This is a genomic window from Planctomycetaceae bacterium, from assembly GCA_041398785.1.
In the GTDB taxonomy this organism is placed as follows: domain Bacteria; phylum Planctomycetota; class Planctomycetia; order Planctomycetales; family Planctomycetaceae; genus JAWKUA01.
Genome location: JAWKUA010000003.1, coordinates 273,405 through 291,134, shown reverse-complemented (window position 1 = coordinate 291,134; position 17,730 = coordinate 273,405). Strand labels below are relative to the sequence as shown.

Here is a 17,730-nt window from a genome sequence, read left to right as displayed (position 1 = left end):
TGAACTCCGTTATTGAATCGAGACGCTACTCGCTTCGCAGCGCTTCGATCGGGTGCAGCATGGCAGCTCGTCGGGCGGGGTAGACACCGAAGCTGGTGCCCACCAGCATCGCGACGGCGACAGCAATAATCGGGGCTTCCGGAGTAATGATCGTCTCCCGACCGCTGGCCCAACTGACGATGGACGGAACCACAAGGCCCAGCACGGCGCCAAGCAGGGCTCCGGTGAATGACAGCAGAGCAGTTTCGATCAGAAACTGCGAAATGATATCTGCCCGCTTGGCTCCCAGTGCACGTCGAATGCCGATTTCGCGAGTCCGTTCGGTCACGGTGGCCAGCATGATGTTCATGATCCCGATACCGCCGACCAGCAGTGAAATTCCGGCCGTTGAGCCCAGCAGCAGACTGAAGATCCGCTGAGTCTGCTCAGCCTGTTCCAGCAGTTCCAGCGGGATTGTAACGGCATAGTCTTCCTTCGTGTGGAACGCGCCCAGCACGTCTTCGATAACGGTCGCGGCTTTGCGGACGTTGTCCCGGTCATCGATCTGGACGGTAATCTGGCTCAGTTCGATGCGTTCGACCGACTGCGAACCGGACGTTTCGTAAACGATCATTTCGCCGAAACGTGCGCGGTCGGTGCTGACGGGAATATACACGTCGCGATTGTAGTCTTCAGCACTCAGACTGGAACCCGCTCCGCCGGTCGGTGAACGGTAGTTGGTGACGCCCACGATGCGGTAGAAGTGGTTGGCTCCGATGCGCACGGTTTTCTGAAGCGGGTTCTCGTACGGAAACAGCTCCTCGGCCAGTTCCGCACCGATCACGCAGACGTTGTGGTAGCGAGACAGGTCGATGGGTTCCAGAAACCGACCGCTTTGAAGCGATGACGACGTGAGTTCCAGATAATCCGGAGTCGCTCCGACGACGCGGCCTTCCAGGCTGCGATTCAGGTGACGAACCTGTTGACGGAACTCCCGCAGCGGCGTCGCCCCGGTGGCGCACTTCAGCGTGGTGCGAATGCGGTCGAGATCGTCCCAGGTCAGGCCATACGCGAGCACGAACTCGCTGCTGGCGTTCTGACTTTCGGTATCTTCCACCGGCTTCTTACTGCGAACGATGATGTTTCGCACGCCCAGCGATTCAATCTGCTGCTGAGCCTCGTAGCTGGCACCTTCCGCGATCGCCAGCATGACGATCACGGACGCAACGCCGAACACCAGCCCGAGCATCGTCAGGAACGACCGCAGCTTGTGCAGCGTGAGGCTTCTCACAGCGGCTCGGATCAGCGGGATGAGTAGAAAGATGCGACGCATTGCGGGGGAAGCAGTAAACGGTTGGTGGTTCTTCGCGCGATGAGATCAGTCCGATCCGTCCGGTGGGACTGTTCCACCCGGTTCATCTGACACTGGGGCCGCGTCGTCGGCCATTTCGTCGTCGACCGCTGCATCGTCGGCCGTTTCGTCGTCGACCGCTGCATCGTTGTCGGCTTCGTCGCCGGCGTCGGTTGCGTCTTCCGCATCTCCCTCGCCGTCGTCTGCTTCCGTCAGTTCCTGCAGCTCTTCGCTGTCTTCGGCGGCTTCGTCATCGGAAAACTCTTCAGCAGCGCGGGATCGCGCGTCCAGTGCCACGACATCGCCGGCCTCGATGCCGGCGTTTATGACGATCAGGCGGTTGTTTGTCTGGCCGACTTCGACATCGCGGCGTTCGTAGCCGTTTTCTGTCTGAACGTAGGCGAAGTGTTTGTGACGATGTTCGGCAATCGCCTGAACGGGAACGGCCAGAACGTCGGTCAGATTGTCGACCAGAATCTCGACCTCCGCCGTCATACCGGGGCGCAGAGGGATGTCGCCGAAATCGTTCATTGTCACGATCGTCGGATACTCCTTCACTCCGCCCCCCATGTAACGGTCGGACTTGCTGAGCTGAGCGACGCTTTTGACGACACCGGTGAAGGCCTCGTTGGAAAACGCGTCGACTCGAATGACTGCTCTTTGAGTAGCGGCGACGCGTTTGACTTCGGATTCGTGAACCTTGACTTCGACTTCCATCAGCGTCATGTCAGGAATGTGGAAGACGGACTGGCGACGGTAGACGGTGCCGCCTTCGCGGATGCGGCGCGATTCAGACCACCAGTCTTCGTTCGCATAGGCGACGACTCCTGTCTGCTGAGCTTTGATTTCACACTTCTTGAGTTCCGCCTCTTCCTCGGCCAGGTCTTCCTGCTGCAGCTTGAGTTCGGCCTGTGCTGACTGCAGTTCATTCTGGGCCTTCTTCAGATTGGCGTCAGCCGTGGCCTTCGCTCGCCTTAACTTCCGTTCGGCTTCCTCCGCCTTCGCTTCGAACTCCGTCAGTTTTCGTTTGGAATCGTAGTTCATCAGCACATCCAGCTTCCGTTCGTCGCGGTTCAGGCCAAACTTCGCCCTTTCGACTTCTTGTTCTGCAATCTGAATCTGGTCTGGTTCGCGAAAGCCCTTCTTGACGAGTTCGCGGACGTTTTGCAGGTTCTCCTGGGCCTTCTGCAGATCGATTTTGGCCAGGCTGATATTGCCGCTAAGGTCAGCTTGTTCCACCTGAAGATCACCGTCGCGGTACTTTTCGAAATCCAGTCTTGCCAGAGTCAGCTCCAGCTCAGCCGCGGCGATTTCGCTTTCGCCGGTATTCTTCGCGACTTCGACTTCCTGCCGTTTTGTTTCCACAACGCCTTCCGCCTGAGCCACCTCCAGCTTTTCCTCCGCGATTTCCGTTTCGATTTCCGACGAGTCAAAGCGAACGACAACATCGCCTTCCTGAACCGTCGCGCCTTCTTCGACCAGGAAAATGATCTTGTTGTCGTAACCGCCGAGTTCGCAGACGCCGTTAACGGTTTTCTGGCTTTGCAGCGTGCCTCGTTCGGTAACGGTGATCCGCAGGTTGGTGCGTTCGGCGGTCCACGTCAGCGACTCATCCAGCACTTCGTCGACGCTGCCGGCCATGACGTACCAGATTCCGCCGCCGATCGTTCCGCCCAGCACCAGGAATGCGATCAGTTTGCCGAAGACGCCCTGGCGTTGCGCGGCGGGCCTATTCGACGGGACCGAGGTCGATGACGGGCTCGACGTCGCTGTCGGCTTCGTCTGGCTCGGTGTCGGCGTCTGCGGCTCGATCGGGGCCACCACCTTCTTCGGCGGAGTCTTCGGCGCTGCGGGTGCCGTCGTCGAAGCCGTCGACGTTTTCGGTTCCGCTGTCGGTGAGGAAGTTGTTGCTGAGCTGTCCGTCATTGATCCAGTTTCCGGAATCGTCGACCTGCAGGATCTCCAGCGTCCGGTAAAGTTCCATCCGGGACGTTTCGTAGTTGACCCAACTGGAAATCAAACTGTTGCGAGCGCCGAGCAGCGTTTGCAGTGCCTGGAGCAGGTCGCGGGTGAGGTTGGAGTCGGCTTCAGTCGAAAACCTCAGATTCACCTGAGCCTGTTCGACCTGCCGAGCGGCGGTGATGAGTTGTTGGCGGGTAATCTCGAACTGAAATCGATTCAGCTCCAGATTACGAAGATTGTTACGAACTTCGAAGGAAATCCCATCCTTTGCCTCCATAAAGTCGCGCCGAGCCCGCTGAAATGCAATTTGTGATGCTCGGTAGACGTTTCGTTCAGCCATCCGGTTCAGAGGTCCGTCGAACTGCAGACCTGCCTGCAGCGAACTGGCAGACGCGTCGAATCGAGCCGGATTCAGCCGCGTCCCGTCTGTGCGAACGTCGGCTCCCAGAATCAGGTCGAGGTCCGCTTCCAGCAGATCGGCCGCTACTTCCTTTCCACGGTATGCGTCGACGACCTGCCCCTGGATGTTTTTCAGATCCAGACGATTTTCTCTGGCCAGCCAGTGAGCCGCCTGTTCGGTGATTTCAACCGGCTGAATCTGAATCAGATAGACCCGCACCTGAGTCTGAATGACGAACAGGTCCGCCAGCCGGCCTCGAATGACATCGCCCACGATTTCATTCAGCATATTCCACGCCGTCAACCGGTCTTCTCGTGCGATGGCAGCCCTCGATCGCATCAAGTTGACCCGCATCGAGCTCAGATTCGTCTGAAATTTCGTCCAGAATCTCAATCAGCCGATCGCAGAGTTCCCGTTCACGCTGAGATTCCAGCCGTTCGGTTTCGCGCTGGGTCTTGGAATCTTCATCACCGGTTTCGTCGTCGCCGTCATCAAATTTCGCCGCGCGGTCTTCGATCTGAGCTTTCCACCGCAGAAGCTCGTCGCGGATTTCGTCGGCGATCGGTTGAATCCGATCCAGGACTCCTGCGGCGATTTCGTGAAGCTGGTTAAGTTCGTCCGACGTCGGCAGGTTGGATTCGGCATAGATGCGTGCCGCCCGCTGATGTTCTTCCGGCGTCAGCGTGGCGAGTTGCTCGACCGGCGGCAGACCGAGTTCCGCGAATCGTCTCGTTAAGCGTCTGCCGCTGCTCGTCCGACATGCGATCGACATCTTCATCAGCCGGCAGCCGCAGTTCCGAATACTGCAGCAACTGAACACGGACCGATTCGTTTTCATCCGTCAGTTGATCGAGCCGGGGATCAGACAGTTCGAAGAGCTTGAGTTCGTCGCTGTCGAGCGTCACTTCCAGGGTCGGCGGCAGTCCGAGCTGCAGCTTGAACTGGTCAAACGCGACCTGCAGAGCCTGTCTCGCCCGCAGCAGGCTCAGCCGGCTTTGCTGGTACTGCTGGAAGACCTGGTCGACCTGAAACTGCGAAACTCTTCCGGCGAGATACAGAGCATCGTGCTCGTCCAGGTTAAGCCGCAGACTTTCAAGGTTCGATTCTTCGTTGCGAACCGCCTGAGCAATCGCCAGCAGTCCGAGGTATCCGTTCGAACCAGCCGTGTCGACATAGAACGCCCGGCGGAATCGTGAAAAATTGCGAACGGAATACAACAGATTGCGTTCCGCAAGAGTCAGCGGTTCGAGCTGCACGGACCGGAACGCGCGCCTCATCAGCGGCTGCAAAAACTGAAACGACAACACGGAGTTCGCCGAAATTGACTGACCGCTCAGTTCCCAGACCATCGCGTTCGAAAAGTCGGCAAGCAACTGACCGCCGGACGCGAATCGCTTGCTGAACCCCAGATCGTCATTCAACGTCAGCGTGTCGACGGCTCCGGTCGTGTTGATGCCCTGATTGAAGAAATGCGCGCCGAAGCCTCCGTTCCACTGCGTGTCATACTGAAATCGCTGCAGCGAAACCGGCAGCGCCGTCAGGTAGACGCCTTCGACCTGAGTCTGGTAATCACGGCTGTGCAGCAGAGCAAGTTCCATCGACGTGGCCCGGTTAAGCTTCACGGCACCTTCTTCGTCGATCGGCAGAAACTGCTTCCAGTGCTCGAACTCCACCGTCGGCAATTCACCTCGCTTCCGCCAAACGCTGGAACCCCGCGACTTGTACGGGCGCGCCATGTATCGCCGAGCGTCCGGATCATCCGGGGGCAGTGGACCGCAGTCCGGATCCGTCAGGTCCGCCATTCGCGAGTTCGATGCCGCTTCAACGGTTCGGTCCGGGAGAAAGTAGCGGGGTTGAATCCGTTCTGACACTAGCCGCGAAGCATCGATGTCCGCGTCAAGCCGGTACTGGCGGCGGGAACAGCCGGTCAGCAATAGTGCGAACAGAACGACGCAGAGGAATCGGACTCCGGGCCGCCGAATCTGTGTGTATGCCGCAGTCCGATTTGCGTCACTCTGATTGTGTCCGCCGCAGCGCATACTCACTTTCTTCGAGTTCGGCAGAATGTGCCGGCTGGTCCGGTCGTACCGGTTGTTCGCTTCAATCCTATCGTCAGAGAATACGCGCTGTTTGAACGGCGAATGCCGCAAGCGCTGCCGAACTCCGCGGCGCGTCATGTGAAACCGTCTCAACCGGCGCCACACCGGCAATCGGCACCATCGTTACAGCCGGACTGCTGCGATCACGACCGCTGGTAAGCTGCGAACGGCCTGTGGAATACGGAGCGGCTGACAGCCCAGCCACATTTCATCAGTCCGAATTCCGCGGCAGGAACATGCCGCGTTGGACAGTACGGCGTCATGTCCGGACAATGCGGCATTCGAAATCTGTGCGACGCGGAAAGGCACGGCATGAGACCCTGCGGCAAACATTGTGACCGACGACGCATGCTGCTGAGTTCTTTCGCTGGTCTGTCGGCCATTTCCTTTCCGGTAACGCAGGCCGAATCGCAGCGGCCGGAACCAACCGACTTCCAGCTTGCCTGCATGACACTGCCGTACTCGGCATTCCCTCTCAAGCGAGCACTCACCGGCATCAAACAGGCCGGTTTTCGATTCGTCGCGTGGGGCACGACACATCGCGAGACCGACGGCGGCAAACAGGTACCCGTCATGCCGGAAGACGCGGCGCCGGTCCGTGCGAAGGAACTGGCGTCGACATGCCGTGATCTGGGACTGGAACCCGTGATGATGTTTTCCACCATCTATCCGGAAGCGCCGAAAGGGCTGGAAGTGCTCACACATCGAATCCGCCAGGCCAGCGCCGCGGGAATCGGCCAGGTTCTGACGTTCGGACATACCGAAGGAGGCGACCGCCGGTTGTGGCTCGATCGGTTCCGCCAACTCGGACCGATCGCGCGCGATCACAATGTTCTGCTGGTCGTCAAGCAGCACGGCGGCTCGACGGGAACCGGCAAGGCCTGCGCGGAAATCATTCGCGAAGTCGACGATCCCGGCGTGCGAGTCAATTACGACGCCGGCAATGTGATGGATTATCTGAACGTTAATCCGATCCCCGACATTCAGGCCTGCGCCGATGTCGTTCACAGCTTCTGCATGAAGGATCACCGCAACTGGCCCAAAGATCAGGACTGCGGACCCGGTTTCGGAGAAATCGACCACTATCGGCTGCTGCACCCCGTCGCGTTTACCGGACGGCAGACGCCGTTGTGCTGCGAAAACATCTTCGCGCCACTGGTACAACGACCGGTCGATCCGGATGAAGTCGACAGGCTCGCTGGCATCGTTCGACAGTATCTGCAAACGGTGATTGACGGCCTGCGAACGATCGACGCCTGACCATTCTGCTGTCATCGGAACCAAGACCAACGGCCATTACAAAGGAAGCACGATGAAACGTTCAGCAAGCAGTCGACGTCAGTTTCTCGGTACATCGCTTGCGGCTGCATCAGCGCTTGGCGCGGCCGCAGGTTCATTATCCGCGGCCATGCACGCAGGCGGTGACGACCGACTGAACGTGGGGCTGATCGGCTGCGGCGGCCGGGGTTCCGGAGCCGCGATTCAGGCACTGCAGGCTGACGACAACGCCAGACTGGTCGCTATGGCGGATGCCTTTGAAGACCGGCTGACGTCAAGTCTGGCGTCACTGTCGAAGGAAGCTGCGGTCGCCGAAAGAATCGACGTGCCGAAGGAACGGCAGTTCGTCGGCTTCGACGCGTACGAAAAACTTCTGGCGGCCGATGTCGACGTCGTGCTGCTGACGACACCGCCACACTTTCGGCCGTTGCATCTGAATGCTGCGATCGCTGCCGGCAAGCATGTGTTTGCCGAAAAGCCGGTCGCCGTGGACGCTCCCGGCATTCATTCCGTACTGGCGTCGTGCGCCGAAGCAAAGCGGAAGAACCTGTCCGTCGTGTCCGGGCTGTGCATTCGCTACGACGGAGGATTCCGCGAAACCGTGCAGCGGCTGCACGACGGCGCGATCGGCGAAATTCATACTTTGATCGCCAACGATTACCGCGGGTCGATCTGGGTCAAGCCGCGCCAGCCGGAATGGACTGACATGCACTGGCAGATGCGAAACTGGTACTACTTCACGTGGCTGTCCGGAGACTTCAACGTCGAACAGCACGTGCACTATCTTGACGTGTGTGCCTGGGTGTTTGGCGACTATCCCGTGAAAGCCATCGGCATGGGAGGGCGGCAGGTTCGCACGGGAGAAGAATTCGGCAACATCTTTGACCACCACAGCGTGACATATGAATTCGAAAACGGTACGAGACTGTTCAGCAACTGCCGTCAGCAGAGCAACTGCCGCAACGACATGTCCGCGTATGCCATCGGTTCCAGGGGCCGGGCTGAAGTGTCGGAGCGGCGACTTGAAATCACGACGAACACGAACTGGCGTTTCGACCGCAAAGTGAAAAACATGTACCAGGTCGAACACGATGAACTGTTTGCCGGAATCCGGTCGGGCAATCCCGTCAACAACGGCGAGTACATGGCAAAGAGCACGCTGCTGGCGATCATGGGGCGAATGGCAACGTACACCGGCCAGGAAATCACGTGGCAGCAGGCTCTGGATTCCAGGCACGATCTGTCGCCCGCGCAATACGAATGGGGCGATGCTCCGGCGATTGAAATCGCTCGACCAGGAATCACGAAACTAGTTTGACTGAATCAGCAGAGTATGAACGCGAATCCAAAACTTCTGATTCTGGGAGCCCATCCGGATGACGCGGAGTTTGCTGCCGGAGGCCTGGCGACGCTCTACAGTACGCTCGGTCGCACCGTGAAGATGGTATCCGTCACAGATGGCGGCGCTGGTCACTATCGCCGGTCCGCGTCAGAACTTGTCGAGCTGCGCCGCAACGAAGCGGCAAACGCCGGAGCAGTGATCGGGGCCGAGTATGAAACCTGGGAATTCCCCGATGGCGGCCTGGAACCGACGCTGGCGGTTCGTCACCACATCATTCGTGAAATCCGCAGCTTCCGACCGGATCTGGTTTTGACACATCGACCCTGTGACTATCACCCGGATCACCGCGCTGTCGGACAGTGCGTCCAGGACGCGTCGTATCTGGTGACCGTTCCGCTGGTCGTGCCGGAAGTGCCGGCTCTTCGAAGAGATCCCGTTGTTGCGTATCTGCCGGACCTGTTTACTCGACCGAATCCGATGAGGCCCGACGTGATGATCGATATCGAGCCGCACCTGGACACGATTGCCGCCATGCTGATGTGCCACAAGACGCAGGTCTTTGAATGGCTGGCCTACGAAGCCGATATTCTTGACAGCGTTCCGAAGAACGAAGGTGACCGGCTTCCGTGGGTGCGGCAATGGTTCGAAGGCCACTGCCGGCCGCGAGCCGACCGATTTCGCGCTGAACTGGTCGCTCGCTGCGGCGAAGATCGGGGGAACGCAACCAACTTCGTGGAAGTGTTCGAAATCAGCGAATACGCCCGACAGCCCGACTCGGAGTATCGGAAACTGCTGTTCCCCGGTTCGATCGGCTGAACCGGCATTTCGGGGACATGCGATTGGCGTACGCCTGCCGAATGAGACTCGCGGCGTCAACTTTGAGAACACTGCCGGTCGCCTTCGGAAGAATTTGTTGCCGCCCGTACATCATTCTATAACGCGGCCCGGACCGGCGCGGTGCAGGTCTCGTTGCCGGGTTGGTCTACAGGCACTTTTCTGACGGGAACAACGTTGGATTTTCTTTCGGACGGATTCCTGGGCTACCGCACATCGCTGATGCTGGATGTCGTCGTGTGCGCTTTGGCGCTTGTGGTGCCACTGCTGGCTGTCAGTCTCTGGCTGGTTAAGTTTCGTCGCCAATACAACCTGCATAAATGGATTCAGATCGGCCTGGGAATCGTTCTGCTGGTAGCGGTCGGCGGTTTTGAAATCGATCTGCAACTGGTTCACGGCGGCTGGGAAAACATTGTTGCCAGGTCATACCCGGAAGAAGCCGCTCTGGCGGCCAAGGTCAGCGAGGTAAGACCGTATCTGTGGCTGCATCTGATCTTCGCCGTCACGACTCCATTCCTGTGGGCCACGACGCTGACACTTGCGCTGCGACGGTTTGCCAGTCCGCCGATTCCGGGGGTCCACAGCCGAACTCACAAGGTGCTGGGCTGGCTGTCCATCGTCGACATCACACTGACATCGGTCACGGGACTGGTATTTTACTACGTCGCATTCGTCGCGGGATAAACGCTCGCCGCGGCGGGAAACCATTCTCGTACGGCATTCCGGGACCTGCGGTCGCACGTTCAGTCCGAAGGAGTCCAGATTTTCGAAACAGATTCCGCGGGCTTACCGGAATCGCGAGTTCGGCGCCGGGCCTTCATTCGAACGTATGGCGGAACGAATCTGCCGCGATAACCGTAGTGCGTCACGTCCGCGTTGCGATCCGCGCGAACGGGTTCCCGCAGGTCCTCCAGCACAAACCCGCTGCGGCAAAGTCCGCCGACAAGATCTTCCCACCGATGCAGGTACTCAACCGCGCCGGATTCTCGATACGACGTGTCGCGCTGCGCGGGCAGCGGCCCCGTGTGATAGTACTCGACGCCAATCACAAACTGATGACGCTCGTTGCGATGGCTGATCTGAAGACTTGTGGGCTGCTTATGCTGGCTGATGTAGATGCCGTCATCGCGAATCACGCGCGCGACTTCCCGATAGACAGCGGCAACTTCCGGGACGTAGCACGTGCTGACCGGCTGGTGGACAATATCGAACGACGCGTCGGCCAGTGCGGACAGATCGTCCATGGAAGTTCGCAGGCACGTAACGTTCAGGCCGCGGCGGCGGGACTCGCGTTCATCGAGTTTCAGCATCGACTCACTGATGTCTGCGACCGTCACGCGCGCTCCCGCGGATGCGTACAGGATTGACTGCCAGCCGCCTCCCGATGCCAGGCAAAGCACATTCAATCCGGCCACAGACGAAGGCAGCCATCCCCGGCCGTCCAGCACAGCCAGCGGGTCGCGGCACTGTTCGTCTGTCGCGACGCGGGCGAACTGACTTCCGGAGTCGGCCAGGTGATTCCACGTCCGGCGATTGACGTGGCGATAGTTCCCGGGGCCTGGCATGTCAGTCACGCTTCACAGGGATGTCTGTTCCCGCAGCCAGGCCGCGTAGTCATCGCTGATGCCGACGATGGGCATGGCGGTGATGCAGGGGCAGTCATAGCTGTGCAACTGACGGATGCGAGCCACCAGCGCAGTGAAACAGCCCGACCGTGTCTTCATGAACATGGCCGCTTCGGGACTGACCTGAACTTCTGCCTGCCATTCGTAGATCGATTCGATGGCGGGAACGATGTTGACGCAGGCAACCAGCTTTTCCCGCACCAGAATCCCGGCGATCGTCCTGGCCTCGTCGACCGACGACGTCGTGCAGTAGGCAGTGACAAACTCCGGCAGTGACGAGTCCACGGATCGTCGCTTTCCAGAAATCGCGAACGATCCGGTCGTCTGCTCACGTCAGCGCGACGACCTGGCCGTACGCTTCGCCCGTCGGATCAGGCCGCGTCGTAGTTCTTCAGGCGATTGTGCGGCGCAAAGACTTCTGCCGGACTGGCCTTCAGGCAGTACCGCATGTAGTAGGCGTCTTCCAGCGTGTCGTCGTAGTGATTCCGCAGCACGGACAGCGCTCGAAAATCGCAACTGCTGAAGAACAATTGAGCCGACAGGTTCGTTTCGCGAACTTCCAGCACGATCTCGCGACGACGCTGCTGCGACAGCTTGTCGATCAGCCGCTGAACCATCTGCTGTCCGACACCACGCCGACGGTGATCGGGCGACACGGCGAAATTCAAGATCCGCAGGTACGACTGGTGCAGCTCGTAGATCATGAATCCGACGATCTCATGATCCAGTTCCGCCACGGTGCCGATGCAGTTTCGCTGGCGCAGACAGAACAGGAATTCGTCTTCGGTCCAGGGAAACTCAAAGCTGCCGCGTTCAATCTTCAGGACTTCGTCCATGTCGCGGCGAATCAGCCAGCGAATCTGACTGCGGGAACCAGCGTCATCTGTCCGGGACGGACGACCGGGAGTGCCTTCTGAGTGCTTCAAATCCATTTCGGCCTCCGTGCCGACTTGTATTGAAGAAGGAATGTGCCGCGGAAATAGCGCAGGCCACTGGAAGTGATCGACAGGAAGTTAGCACAGATTCCAGCCGCACGTCCATGCCAAAGAACATGTTGCCGGCGGGCCGCGGAAATTTTGTCAAAATGTCAATTTGCCGCTGCGAAAGCTGCCGAAGTCATTCGACTTGCGACAGCTTTTGCGACATGCTGAATGCGGGCCGTGCGTCAGTTGCTGATTTCCCTGTCGATGTGACTGGTCGTCACCGAACACACCGCATCGTTGATCGCTGTCGGGGCGGTTCATAAGATCCCCGCTCCTTTCACATGCGGTGTGCAGGAATCTCTGACGGGATCTCCGCCTGCACGCATTCATCATTCGGTTATTCCCGCACTCCATTCGGTGCCTACTGCATGTCTGATCATTGCTGGCCGTGCCGAGCGCTGCCCAGTCGTCAAATGTTGCGGAGCTTCCCGGCGCTCGGTGCTCTGCTTGCCGTCCTGGCTGGCGGTCTGCTGATGGCACAGTCGCGGGACGAATCATCAGATGCTGCTCCGCCGGCGAATGCCGCGAAGGACTCAGTCGCCGTCATTGCCGAAGGGGAAACGCCACCGAAGACCGTCAAGGCGGGCAAAGAGGAAGTGCTGCTGAAGCAGGACACGTTCCTTGACGTCTGGAAGCACTACAGCTCGCGACCGGAGGTTCCGCTGCAGGAGGTCTGGAGACTCGTACGCGGCGAAGACGGTACTCCGGAACTCGTCTGCACCGGCGATCCGAAGGGCTATCTGTTCACCGTCGAAAAGTTCTCCGACTTCCGGTTGTCATTCGAATGGAAGTATCCTGATGACCCCCACGGAAACAGCGGCATTCTCGTTTTTACCCAGGACGACCGCCGCTTGTGGCCCACGTCCATTCAGGTGCAGCTGCATCATCCCAAAGCGGGCAGCGTGTTCCCCAGCGGCGATGCTACAAGCCGCAACACCAGTGACGCGGCCGACCTGGCGGTTCAGGCCGATAGCTGGAATCGATGCGTCATCGACTGCCAGAACGGTGTTGTTTCCGTCACGGTGAATGAAAAGAAGGCCGGTGAAGTAACCGACTGCCGTCCCTCCGAAGGCAGCATCGCCATTCAGAGTGAAGGGTCCGTTGTCCATTTTCGCAACATCACGATCGTTCGAATGGACGCCACGGTGACGGCCGCTGTCGAAAGCAAGGTCGAATAGTCGCTTGCTCCGACTCATCAGCGCCGTTCGCGATCGACTGATGATGTCGCGCGAGAATCCTTCAGCCGCGCTTCGTAGACCTCCACCAGCCCCGTCAGTTCTTCCTGCTGTTCCGCCGGAGCAACCTTTGACGCCTCTTCCGCCCAGTGTCGCGCCGATGAAAAGTCACCGGCCTCCGCATAGCAGGCGGCAAGCGTGCTGAGGTGCGACCAGTTGCGATAGCCAGTCAGTTCGCAGGCCTTCCTGGCCAGATAAACGGCTCGCGGCGGGTCGCGGAAATCCGGATCGGACGTCGTAGCCAGCAGCCAGGCAAGGTTGTCGTAGCCCTTCGCAAACTTCGGGTTCAGCGTCGTCGCACGTTGGTAGTCACGGATGGCGGATTGCAGATCGCCGAGTTCCGAATACGCCGCCGCTCGATTGTTCAGCGCGCGAAACAGATCCGGCTGAATCTTCAGCGCCGCGTCCCAACTGATAATCGCATCCTCGAACCGCTGCCTGGCAAACTGCAGGTTTCCGCGGTTGTACAGCGCGGCGCTGTGGCCGGGGTCAAGTTCCACGGCTCTCGAATAGTCCTGCAGCGCCGCTTCAGTTTCGTCCGCGCGAGCGTGGATGTTGCCGCGAACGTACCAGTAGTCCGCCTGGCGATCGTCGAGTTCGATCGCGTGATCAATGTCAGCCAATGCCGCCTGCGACTCGCCCAGATGGTTGCGAGTCAGCGCCCGCCGATACAGCGCGGCGGCCGAGTCGGGGTTGATCAGCAGAGCACTGGAATACTGTTCCACGGCTTCCGCGAAGAGTCCGTCGCGATGCATCAGTGTTCCCAGGCGAATTCTGGCCTCCGCGTCGTCGGGCTTGTGCCGGAGAGCTTCCTGCAGATCGTCACGTGCGTCCGCAAAGCGCCCCTTTCCCTCAAGGATGACGGCCCGGTGAAGTCGTGGTTCCGGATCATCCGGATCTTCGGCGATCACGGCATTCAGGTCGTTGAGCGCGGACGCGAGATTTCCTGTTTCGATCAGACAAATCGCCCGCTTCCTTCTTAGTGAAAGATCATCAGCCGCAGAATCCGTAAGCAGACTGTCATAGTCGAACAGAGCCTGATGGTAGTCGCCTTCTGCGAATCGGCAATTGGCGCGGACTCGCAGTGCGGCCGCGTCATCGGGCTGCTGCCGCAGGACCGACTCGGCGTCGCTGAACGCCTGAGTCATGTCGCCGATTTGTTCGAAAACCTCAGCTCGCGCGACTCGGGCCGAGATTCGGTCGTCCTGAAGTTCGAGCACCCGGTTGAGATCGCGAATGGCGGCATTGCGGTCACCGGACTTCGCCAGCGCCTTTCCGCGAAGTTCCAGCAGTTCGGCATTCTCACCAACCGTCTGAATTGCGAGATCAAAATCCTGCGCGCTGTCGCGATAGTCGCCGTGGTCCAGTCGAACACGTCCGCGCGTGGTCAGCGCGTCGACGTCACCTGGATGCTGAGTCAGGACAACGTTCAGATCGCTGATCGCGGCCGGCAGATCGCCCCGTCGCTGATACACTTCCGCCCGAAGTCGATGAAGCGCCACATCGGCATCCGGTTGCCGGATTGCTTCGTTCAACACCTGCAGCGCGCGATCCGGCTGCTTGTTATCGATGTACAACTGGACGAGCCGGCGAGTGGACTCTGGGGCGAAGTCACTGCGTTTCACGACCGTCGTCAGATCCTGAATTGCCGCTTCGTGCTCTCCGATTTCCAGAAACGCATCGGACCGTTGCTGCAGCGCTTCGACGTCGGCCGGGTCGAGCTTCAATACCGTCGTCAGATCGGCGATCGCCAGCATCGGGCGGCCCGAGCGTGAGTAGCCTTCCGCTCTTTCCCGAAGAAGTTCAACGTCGTCGGGATCGTTCTCCAGGAGGGCAGACAGGTCGGCGATCGCTTCGTTCCAGCGTCTGGAATCCGCGTGCAGCCGGGCTCGCTGCAGCAGTGCCGCCGAACGATGCGTTTCAAGCGACACCAGCCGAGTGTAGCTGTCGAGTGCTTCATCAGATCGCCCCACTTCGGCCAGCAGATCAGCCCGCCGCCGAAGCGCATCCGCATGGTCCGCGTCGATCGACAGCAGGCGGTCCAGCACCACGATGGCTCGTTCGGGCTGATGGTCCTTCGCCAGCAACTGTGCCTTGCGGTACAGAGCGTCGGTGTTGCCGAAATCCAGTTTCAGGACCTCGTCAAGATCCGCCAGACACCGGTAGGTATCGTTCGTCGCCTCAAGAATGTCGGCTCGAAGCAGCAGAGCGGCCATGTTCTTCGGCTGCTTCAGGATGATCAGATTCAGATTGTTGATCGCGTCCGTATGGCGGCCCAGTGCGGTCTCCGTGGCGGCCATCTCCAGCATGCAGTCCCTGTCCAGCGGCGCCAGTTTCAATGCTCGCGCGAACTGTTCGCGCGCTTCATCCGGCCGAACGAGTTCAGCCAGCGCCGTTCCGCGAGCCTTCCATGCCGCCGCCTCTTCGGGATCAAGCCGGCATGCAACCGTCAGATCCGCCAAAGCTCGTTCAGAATCGCCAAGCTTCAGGTACGCCTGACCGCGGTGAAGCCAGCCGGCTGCCTGTTCGCGGTCGAGTTGAATGAGCTGGCTGAAATCCTGAATCGCTTCCTGAAGCTGACCGTTCTCCAGCAGCAACTGACCGCGGTGCTTCCAGCCGCTGATGTTCTGCGGTCGCACCGCGATGATCCTCGAAAAATCACTGATGGCCTCCGCCGATCTTCCCATGTCCTTCAGCAGACACGCGCGGTCAAAGACAGCGTCGGTCATGCCGGGATCCAGTTTGACCGCGACGTTGAACGCTTCCAGTGCCTCGCGGTCTCTGCCCTGCGAGCGATCAGACGTCGCCAGTGCCCACCATGCTTCCGCCCAGTCCGGTCGAAGTCGCGTGGCCCGAGTCAGGTCGTCTGCGGCGGCTGTGAAGTCACGAAGCGCCGCGTGACTGGTACCTCGCAGATAAAACGCTTCTGCACGTTCCGGATCCAGAGCCACGATTCTGTTGCTCGTTTGAATTGCGTCCCGGTGCTGTCCGTTTTTCTGCTGCGCGGCGGCAGTGCGAACAAGGTTCTCCGCCTGCTGCTTCTGGTCCGAACAACCTGTCAGAATCGCTCCGCTGAAAAGCGCACTCACAGCGATCAGCCAGACCAGCCTGCCATGTTTGAATCGGCGGACAGCCGCGGGACCGGAGGTGACGGAGGAACTGCAGGATGTTGAGACAGTTTTCGACATTGGGCACCTGCTGCAAATCGGGATGCGTCGTTGATGCCGGCATCGTCGCGCTGTTTCCAGCGCGCAAGCAGAACCGGATCTGTCATCAGGATCGGCATTAACGGTTTCACCAATTCCGGCCGGATTGTCCGGCAGGATCGTTTCGCGCTGACCTGCGAAGATCGTCCGTCACAGCCTGAACATTCGTAACATCCGGACTCATGTGGAAAGGCGGGTAACCTCCGCGTCGTGGAATCCCGCTCACCGGAAAAATCTGCCACCGATACCGCGGCACTGTGTTCTGAACAGTCATCCGAAGTGGCAGACGCTGCTTCGCAGTCATCCGGGCGAGATCTCTGAGGGCATCGGCCAAAGCGAACTGAAGCGGCGCGGCGCGAAATTCCGAAACCGTAGTCATGCAGGATCTGCCGATGGCACGTTTCGGCAGACCTCCCGGCCCGGATTCCGTCGGACGATTCGTCCGGCGGCACCGGGCAGTGTTTCACGTCCGGCGAATCGCCATTCCGCAAGACACGGATTACGAGTTATGGATCTGACCTCACTGTTTTCAGACGATCAACTGGCTGTAATGGGCTGTTTCATCGCGCTTGCGGTCTGCGGCGGAATTGCTGCCCTGAGCTTTCAGTTTGGACCGGCAAAGCAGCGGCCTGCGACCCGCAGCGTTCAGTTTCGCGATGTTCGCAGGGACGACCGACACGACGATTCGACGCGCAAAGCTGCCTGAGTAATCCACCTCGCGCGGCGCCAACGCACAGCTTGCCGGTCAAAACAATCCGCTGCAGCGATATTCTGGCACAGGCTGTTGCGGTTCCCCGCGCCGAACCATAAAAATGCATCACTCCGCGCTGTCTCGGAACGGTTTCCGGTGCGGCGCGCGGAGTAGGCACAATTCGCAATTCCAGCACGGCGGTTCTTCGCCTGGCAATTTTGAGGTGCAATGATGCGACGACTTCCCATGATGTTGGCGGCGGCAGGTCTGTTCGGCATTGGTTACCTGACCGGACTGTCGCAGGCCGGGAATTCAAAGGCGTTGATCGCCGCGACGCAGCCGCCACAGCAGTCGGGAATCGCCGCTCTTTCCGACGATACGCTCGTCACCTACAAGAAGGCATTCCGGTCGACGAATGATTTGTCGGATATTCTGCGAGCGGAAAGTCTCTACGCCCCGGCAACGGAAGGGCTGAACTATTTTGCTCTGTCCGTCGGCGGAATCGACGTTGTCCGGGACCTTGAAGAAGGGCGCGGCGTCGACCCCGAAACCTTTGCAGCACTCTACGCGGATCGAGCCGTACCGGAGATCAGCCAGAACATCGACCGCGACGAAAGCGGACGCGTCCGCTACAAGGGTACGGTCGTGCGTCTGTATTCCCGCGACCAGCTTAAGGAAATGTTCCGGCATCGCGACCAGCTCGAAGTCCGCGCCAGACGAGCCTCGGACTAACACGCGACGCGTT

General features: G+C 59.6%; 15 protein-coding genes. 7 read left to right on the top strand and 8 right to left on the bottom strand.

The genetic code is table 11. The annotated features are described in order from the left end of the window. Positions 1-25 precede the first annotated feature (25 nt). From R3C19_05090 to R3C19_05075, 4 genes are all read right to left on the bottom strand, one after another. Positions 26-1,312: an ABC transporter permease gene (locus R3C19_05090; protein MEZ6059718.1), complete on the bottom strand. Its 1,287-nt coding sequence runs from the start codon at positions 1,310-1,312 to the stop codon at positions 26-28. A gap of 45 nt (positions 1,313-1,357) precedes the next feature. Continuing rightward, complete coding sequence (locus R3C19_05085; protein ID MEZ6059717.1) at positions 1,358-3,010, bottom strand: efflux RND transporter periplasmic adaptor subunit; 1,653 nt, start codon at positions 3,008-3,010, stop codon at positions 1,358-1,360. A 49-nt stretch (positions 3,011-3,059) separates the two neighbouring features. Next, a complete protein-coding gene (locus R3C19_05080; protein MEZ6059716.1) occupies positions 3,060-3,980 on the bottom strand; it encodes a TolC family protein in 921 nt (306 codons plus the stop codon). A 320-nt stretch (positions 3,981-4,300) separates the two neighbouring features. Continuing rightward, a complete protein-coding gene (locus R3C19_05075; GenBank protein ID MEZ6059715.1) occupies positions 4,301-5,494 on the bottom strand; it encodes a TolC family protein in 1,194 nt (397 codons plus the stop codon). Between the two features lie 645 nt (positions 5,495-6,139). Between R3C19_05075 and R3C19_05070 the strand changes: the two genes are divergently transcribed. The 4 genes from R3C19_05070 (at position 6,140) to R3C19_05055 (ending at position 9,929) form a co-directional block, all read left to right on the top strand. Next, the gene (locus R3C19_05070) at positions 6,140-7,051 is read left to right on the top strand and encodes a TIM barrel protein (GenBank protein ID MEZ6059714.1); all 912 of its coding nucleotides are present in this window, start codon (positions 6,140-6,142) and stop codon (positions 7,049-7,051) included. A gap of 52 nt (positions 7,052-7,103) precedes the next feature. Then, on the top strand, positions 7,104-8,387 hold the full coding sequence (locus R3C19_05065) for a Gfo/Idh/MocA family oxidoreductase (GenBank protein MEZ6059713.1): 1,284 nt from the start codon (positions 7,104-7,106) through the stop codon (positions 8,385-8,387). Positions 8,388-8,402: 15 nt separating this feature from the next. Then, the gene (locus R3C19_05060) at positions 8,403-9,227 is read left to right on the top strand and encodes a PIG-L family deacetylase (protein MEZ6059712.1); all 825 of its coding nucleotides are present in this window, start codon (positions 8,403-8,405) and stop codon (positions 9,225-9,227) included. A gap of 195 nt (positions 9,228-9,422) precedes the next feature. Beyond that, complete coding sequence (locus tag R3C19_05055) at positions 9,423-9,929, top strand: DUF420 domain-containing protein (protein MEZ6059711.1); 507 nt, start codon at positions 9,423-9,425, stop codon at positions 9,927-9,929. A gap of 59 nt (positions 9,930-9,988) precedes the next feature. Here the strand turns inward: R3C19_05055 and R3C19_05050 are convergent, their stop codons facing one another. The 3 genes from R3C19_05050 to rimI form a co-directional block, all read right to left on the bottom strand. Further along, the gene (locus R3C19_05050; GenBank protein MEZ6059710.1) at positions 9,989-10,810 is read right to left on the bottom strand and encodes a class I SAM-dependent methyltransferase; all 822 of its coding nucleotides are present in this window, start codon (positions 10,808-10,810) and stop codon (positions 9,989-9,991) included. Between the two features lie 12 nt (positions 10,811-10,822). After that, positions 10,823-11,155 (bottom strand): divalent-cation tolerance protein CutA, encoded by a 333-nt coding sequence (cutA, locus tag R3C19_05045; protein ID MEZ6059709.1) that lies wholly within the window; start codon positions 11,153-11,155, stop codon positions 10,823-10,825. 86 nt (positions 11,156-11,241) lie between these two features. Beyond that, complete coding sequence (gene rimI / locus R3C19_05040; GenBank protein MEZ6059708.1) at positions 11,242-11,802, bottom strand: ribosomal protein S18-alanine N-acetyltransferase; 561 nt, start codon at positions 11,800-11,802, stop codon at positions 11,242-11,244. 464 nt (positions 11,803-12,266) lie between these two features. On the opposite strand from rimI, the gene R3C19_05035 reads away from it, so the two are divergent. Further along, positions 12,267-13,031, top strand: a complete 765-nt coding sequence (locus R3C19_05035; protein MEZ6059707.1) for a DUF1080 domain-containing protein — start codon at positions 12,267-12,269, stop codon at positions 13,029-13,031. A gap of 17 nt (positions 13,032-13,048) precedes the next feature. Here the strand turns inward: R3C19_05035 and R3C19_05030 are convergent, their stop codons facing one another. Further along, entirely contained in the window at positions 13,049-16,276 is a 3,228-nt protein-coding gene (locus R3C19_05030; protein ID MEZ6059706.1) for a tetratricopeptide repeat protein, read from the bottom strand. A 526-nt stretch (positions 16,277-16,802) separates the two neighbouring features. On the opposite strand from R3C19_05030, the gene R3C19_05025 reads away from it, so the two are divergent. Together R3C19_05025 and R3C19_05020 are read left to right on the top strand one after the other, a co-directional pair. Continuing rightward, positions 16,803-17,000 carry a hypothetical protein gene (locus R3C19_05025; protein ID MEZ6059705.1) on the top strand — a complete coding sequence of 66 codons (198 nt, stop codon included), beginning with the start codon at positions 16,803-16,805 and terminating at the stop codon, positions 16,998-17,000. A gap of 216 nt (positions 17,001-17,216) precedes the next feature. Beyond that, entirely contained in the window at positions 17,217-17,717 is a 501-nt protein-coding gene (locus R3C19_05020; GenBank protein MEZ6059704.1) for a hypothetical protein, read from the top strand. Positions 17,718-17,730 lie beyond the last annotated feature (13 nt).

Coding starts and splice junctions, on each gene's coding strand:
- R3C19_05090 (MEZ6059718.1), bottom strand. CDS start 1,312: ATGCGTCGCATCTTTCTACTCATCCCGCTGATCCGAGCCGCTGTGAGA.
- R3C19_05080 (MEZ6059716.1), bottom strand. CDS start 3,980: ATGCTGAATGAAATCGTGGGCGATGTCATTCGAGGCCGGCTGGCGGAC.
- R3C19_05075 (MEZ6059715.1), bottom strand. CDS start 5,494: ATGGCGGACCTGACGGATCCGGACTGCGGTCCACTGCCCCCGGATGAT.
- R3C19_05070 (MEZ6059714.1), top strand. CDS start 6,140: ATGCTGCTGAGTTCTTTCGCTGGTCTGTCGGCCATTTCCTTTCCGGTA.
- R3C19_05065 (MEZ6059713.1), top strand. CDS start 7,104: ATGAAACGTTCAGCAAGCAGTCGACGTCAGTTTCTCGGTACATCGCTT.
- R3C19_05060 (MEZ6059712.1), top strand. CDS start 8,403: ATGAACGCGAATCCAAAACTTCTGATTCTGGGAGCCCATCCGGATGAC.
- R3C19_05050 (MEZ6059710.1), bottom strand. CDS start 10,810: ATGCCAGGCCCCGGGAACTATCGCCACGTCAATCGCCGGACGTGGAAT.
- rimI (MEZ6059708.1), bottom strand. CDS start 11,802: ATGGATTTGAAGCACTCAGAAGGCACTCCCGGTCGTCCGTCCCGGACA.
- R3C19_05035 (MEZ6059707.1), top strand. CDS start 12,267: ATGTTGCGGAGCTTCCCGGCGCTCGGTGCTCTGCTTGCCGTCCTGGCT.
- R3C19_05030 (MEZ6059706.1), bottom strand. CDS start 16,276: ATGTCGAAAACTGTCTCAACATCCTGCAGTTCCTCCGTCACCTCCGGT.
- R3C19_05025 (MEZ6059705.1), top strand. CDS start 16,803: ATGGATCTGACCTCACTGTTTTCAGACGATCAACTGGCTGTAATGGGC.
- R3C19_05020 (MEZ6059704.1), top strand. CDS start 17,217: ATGCGACGACTTCCCATGATGTTGGCGGCGGCAGGTCTGTTCGGCATT.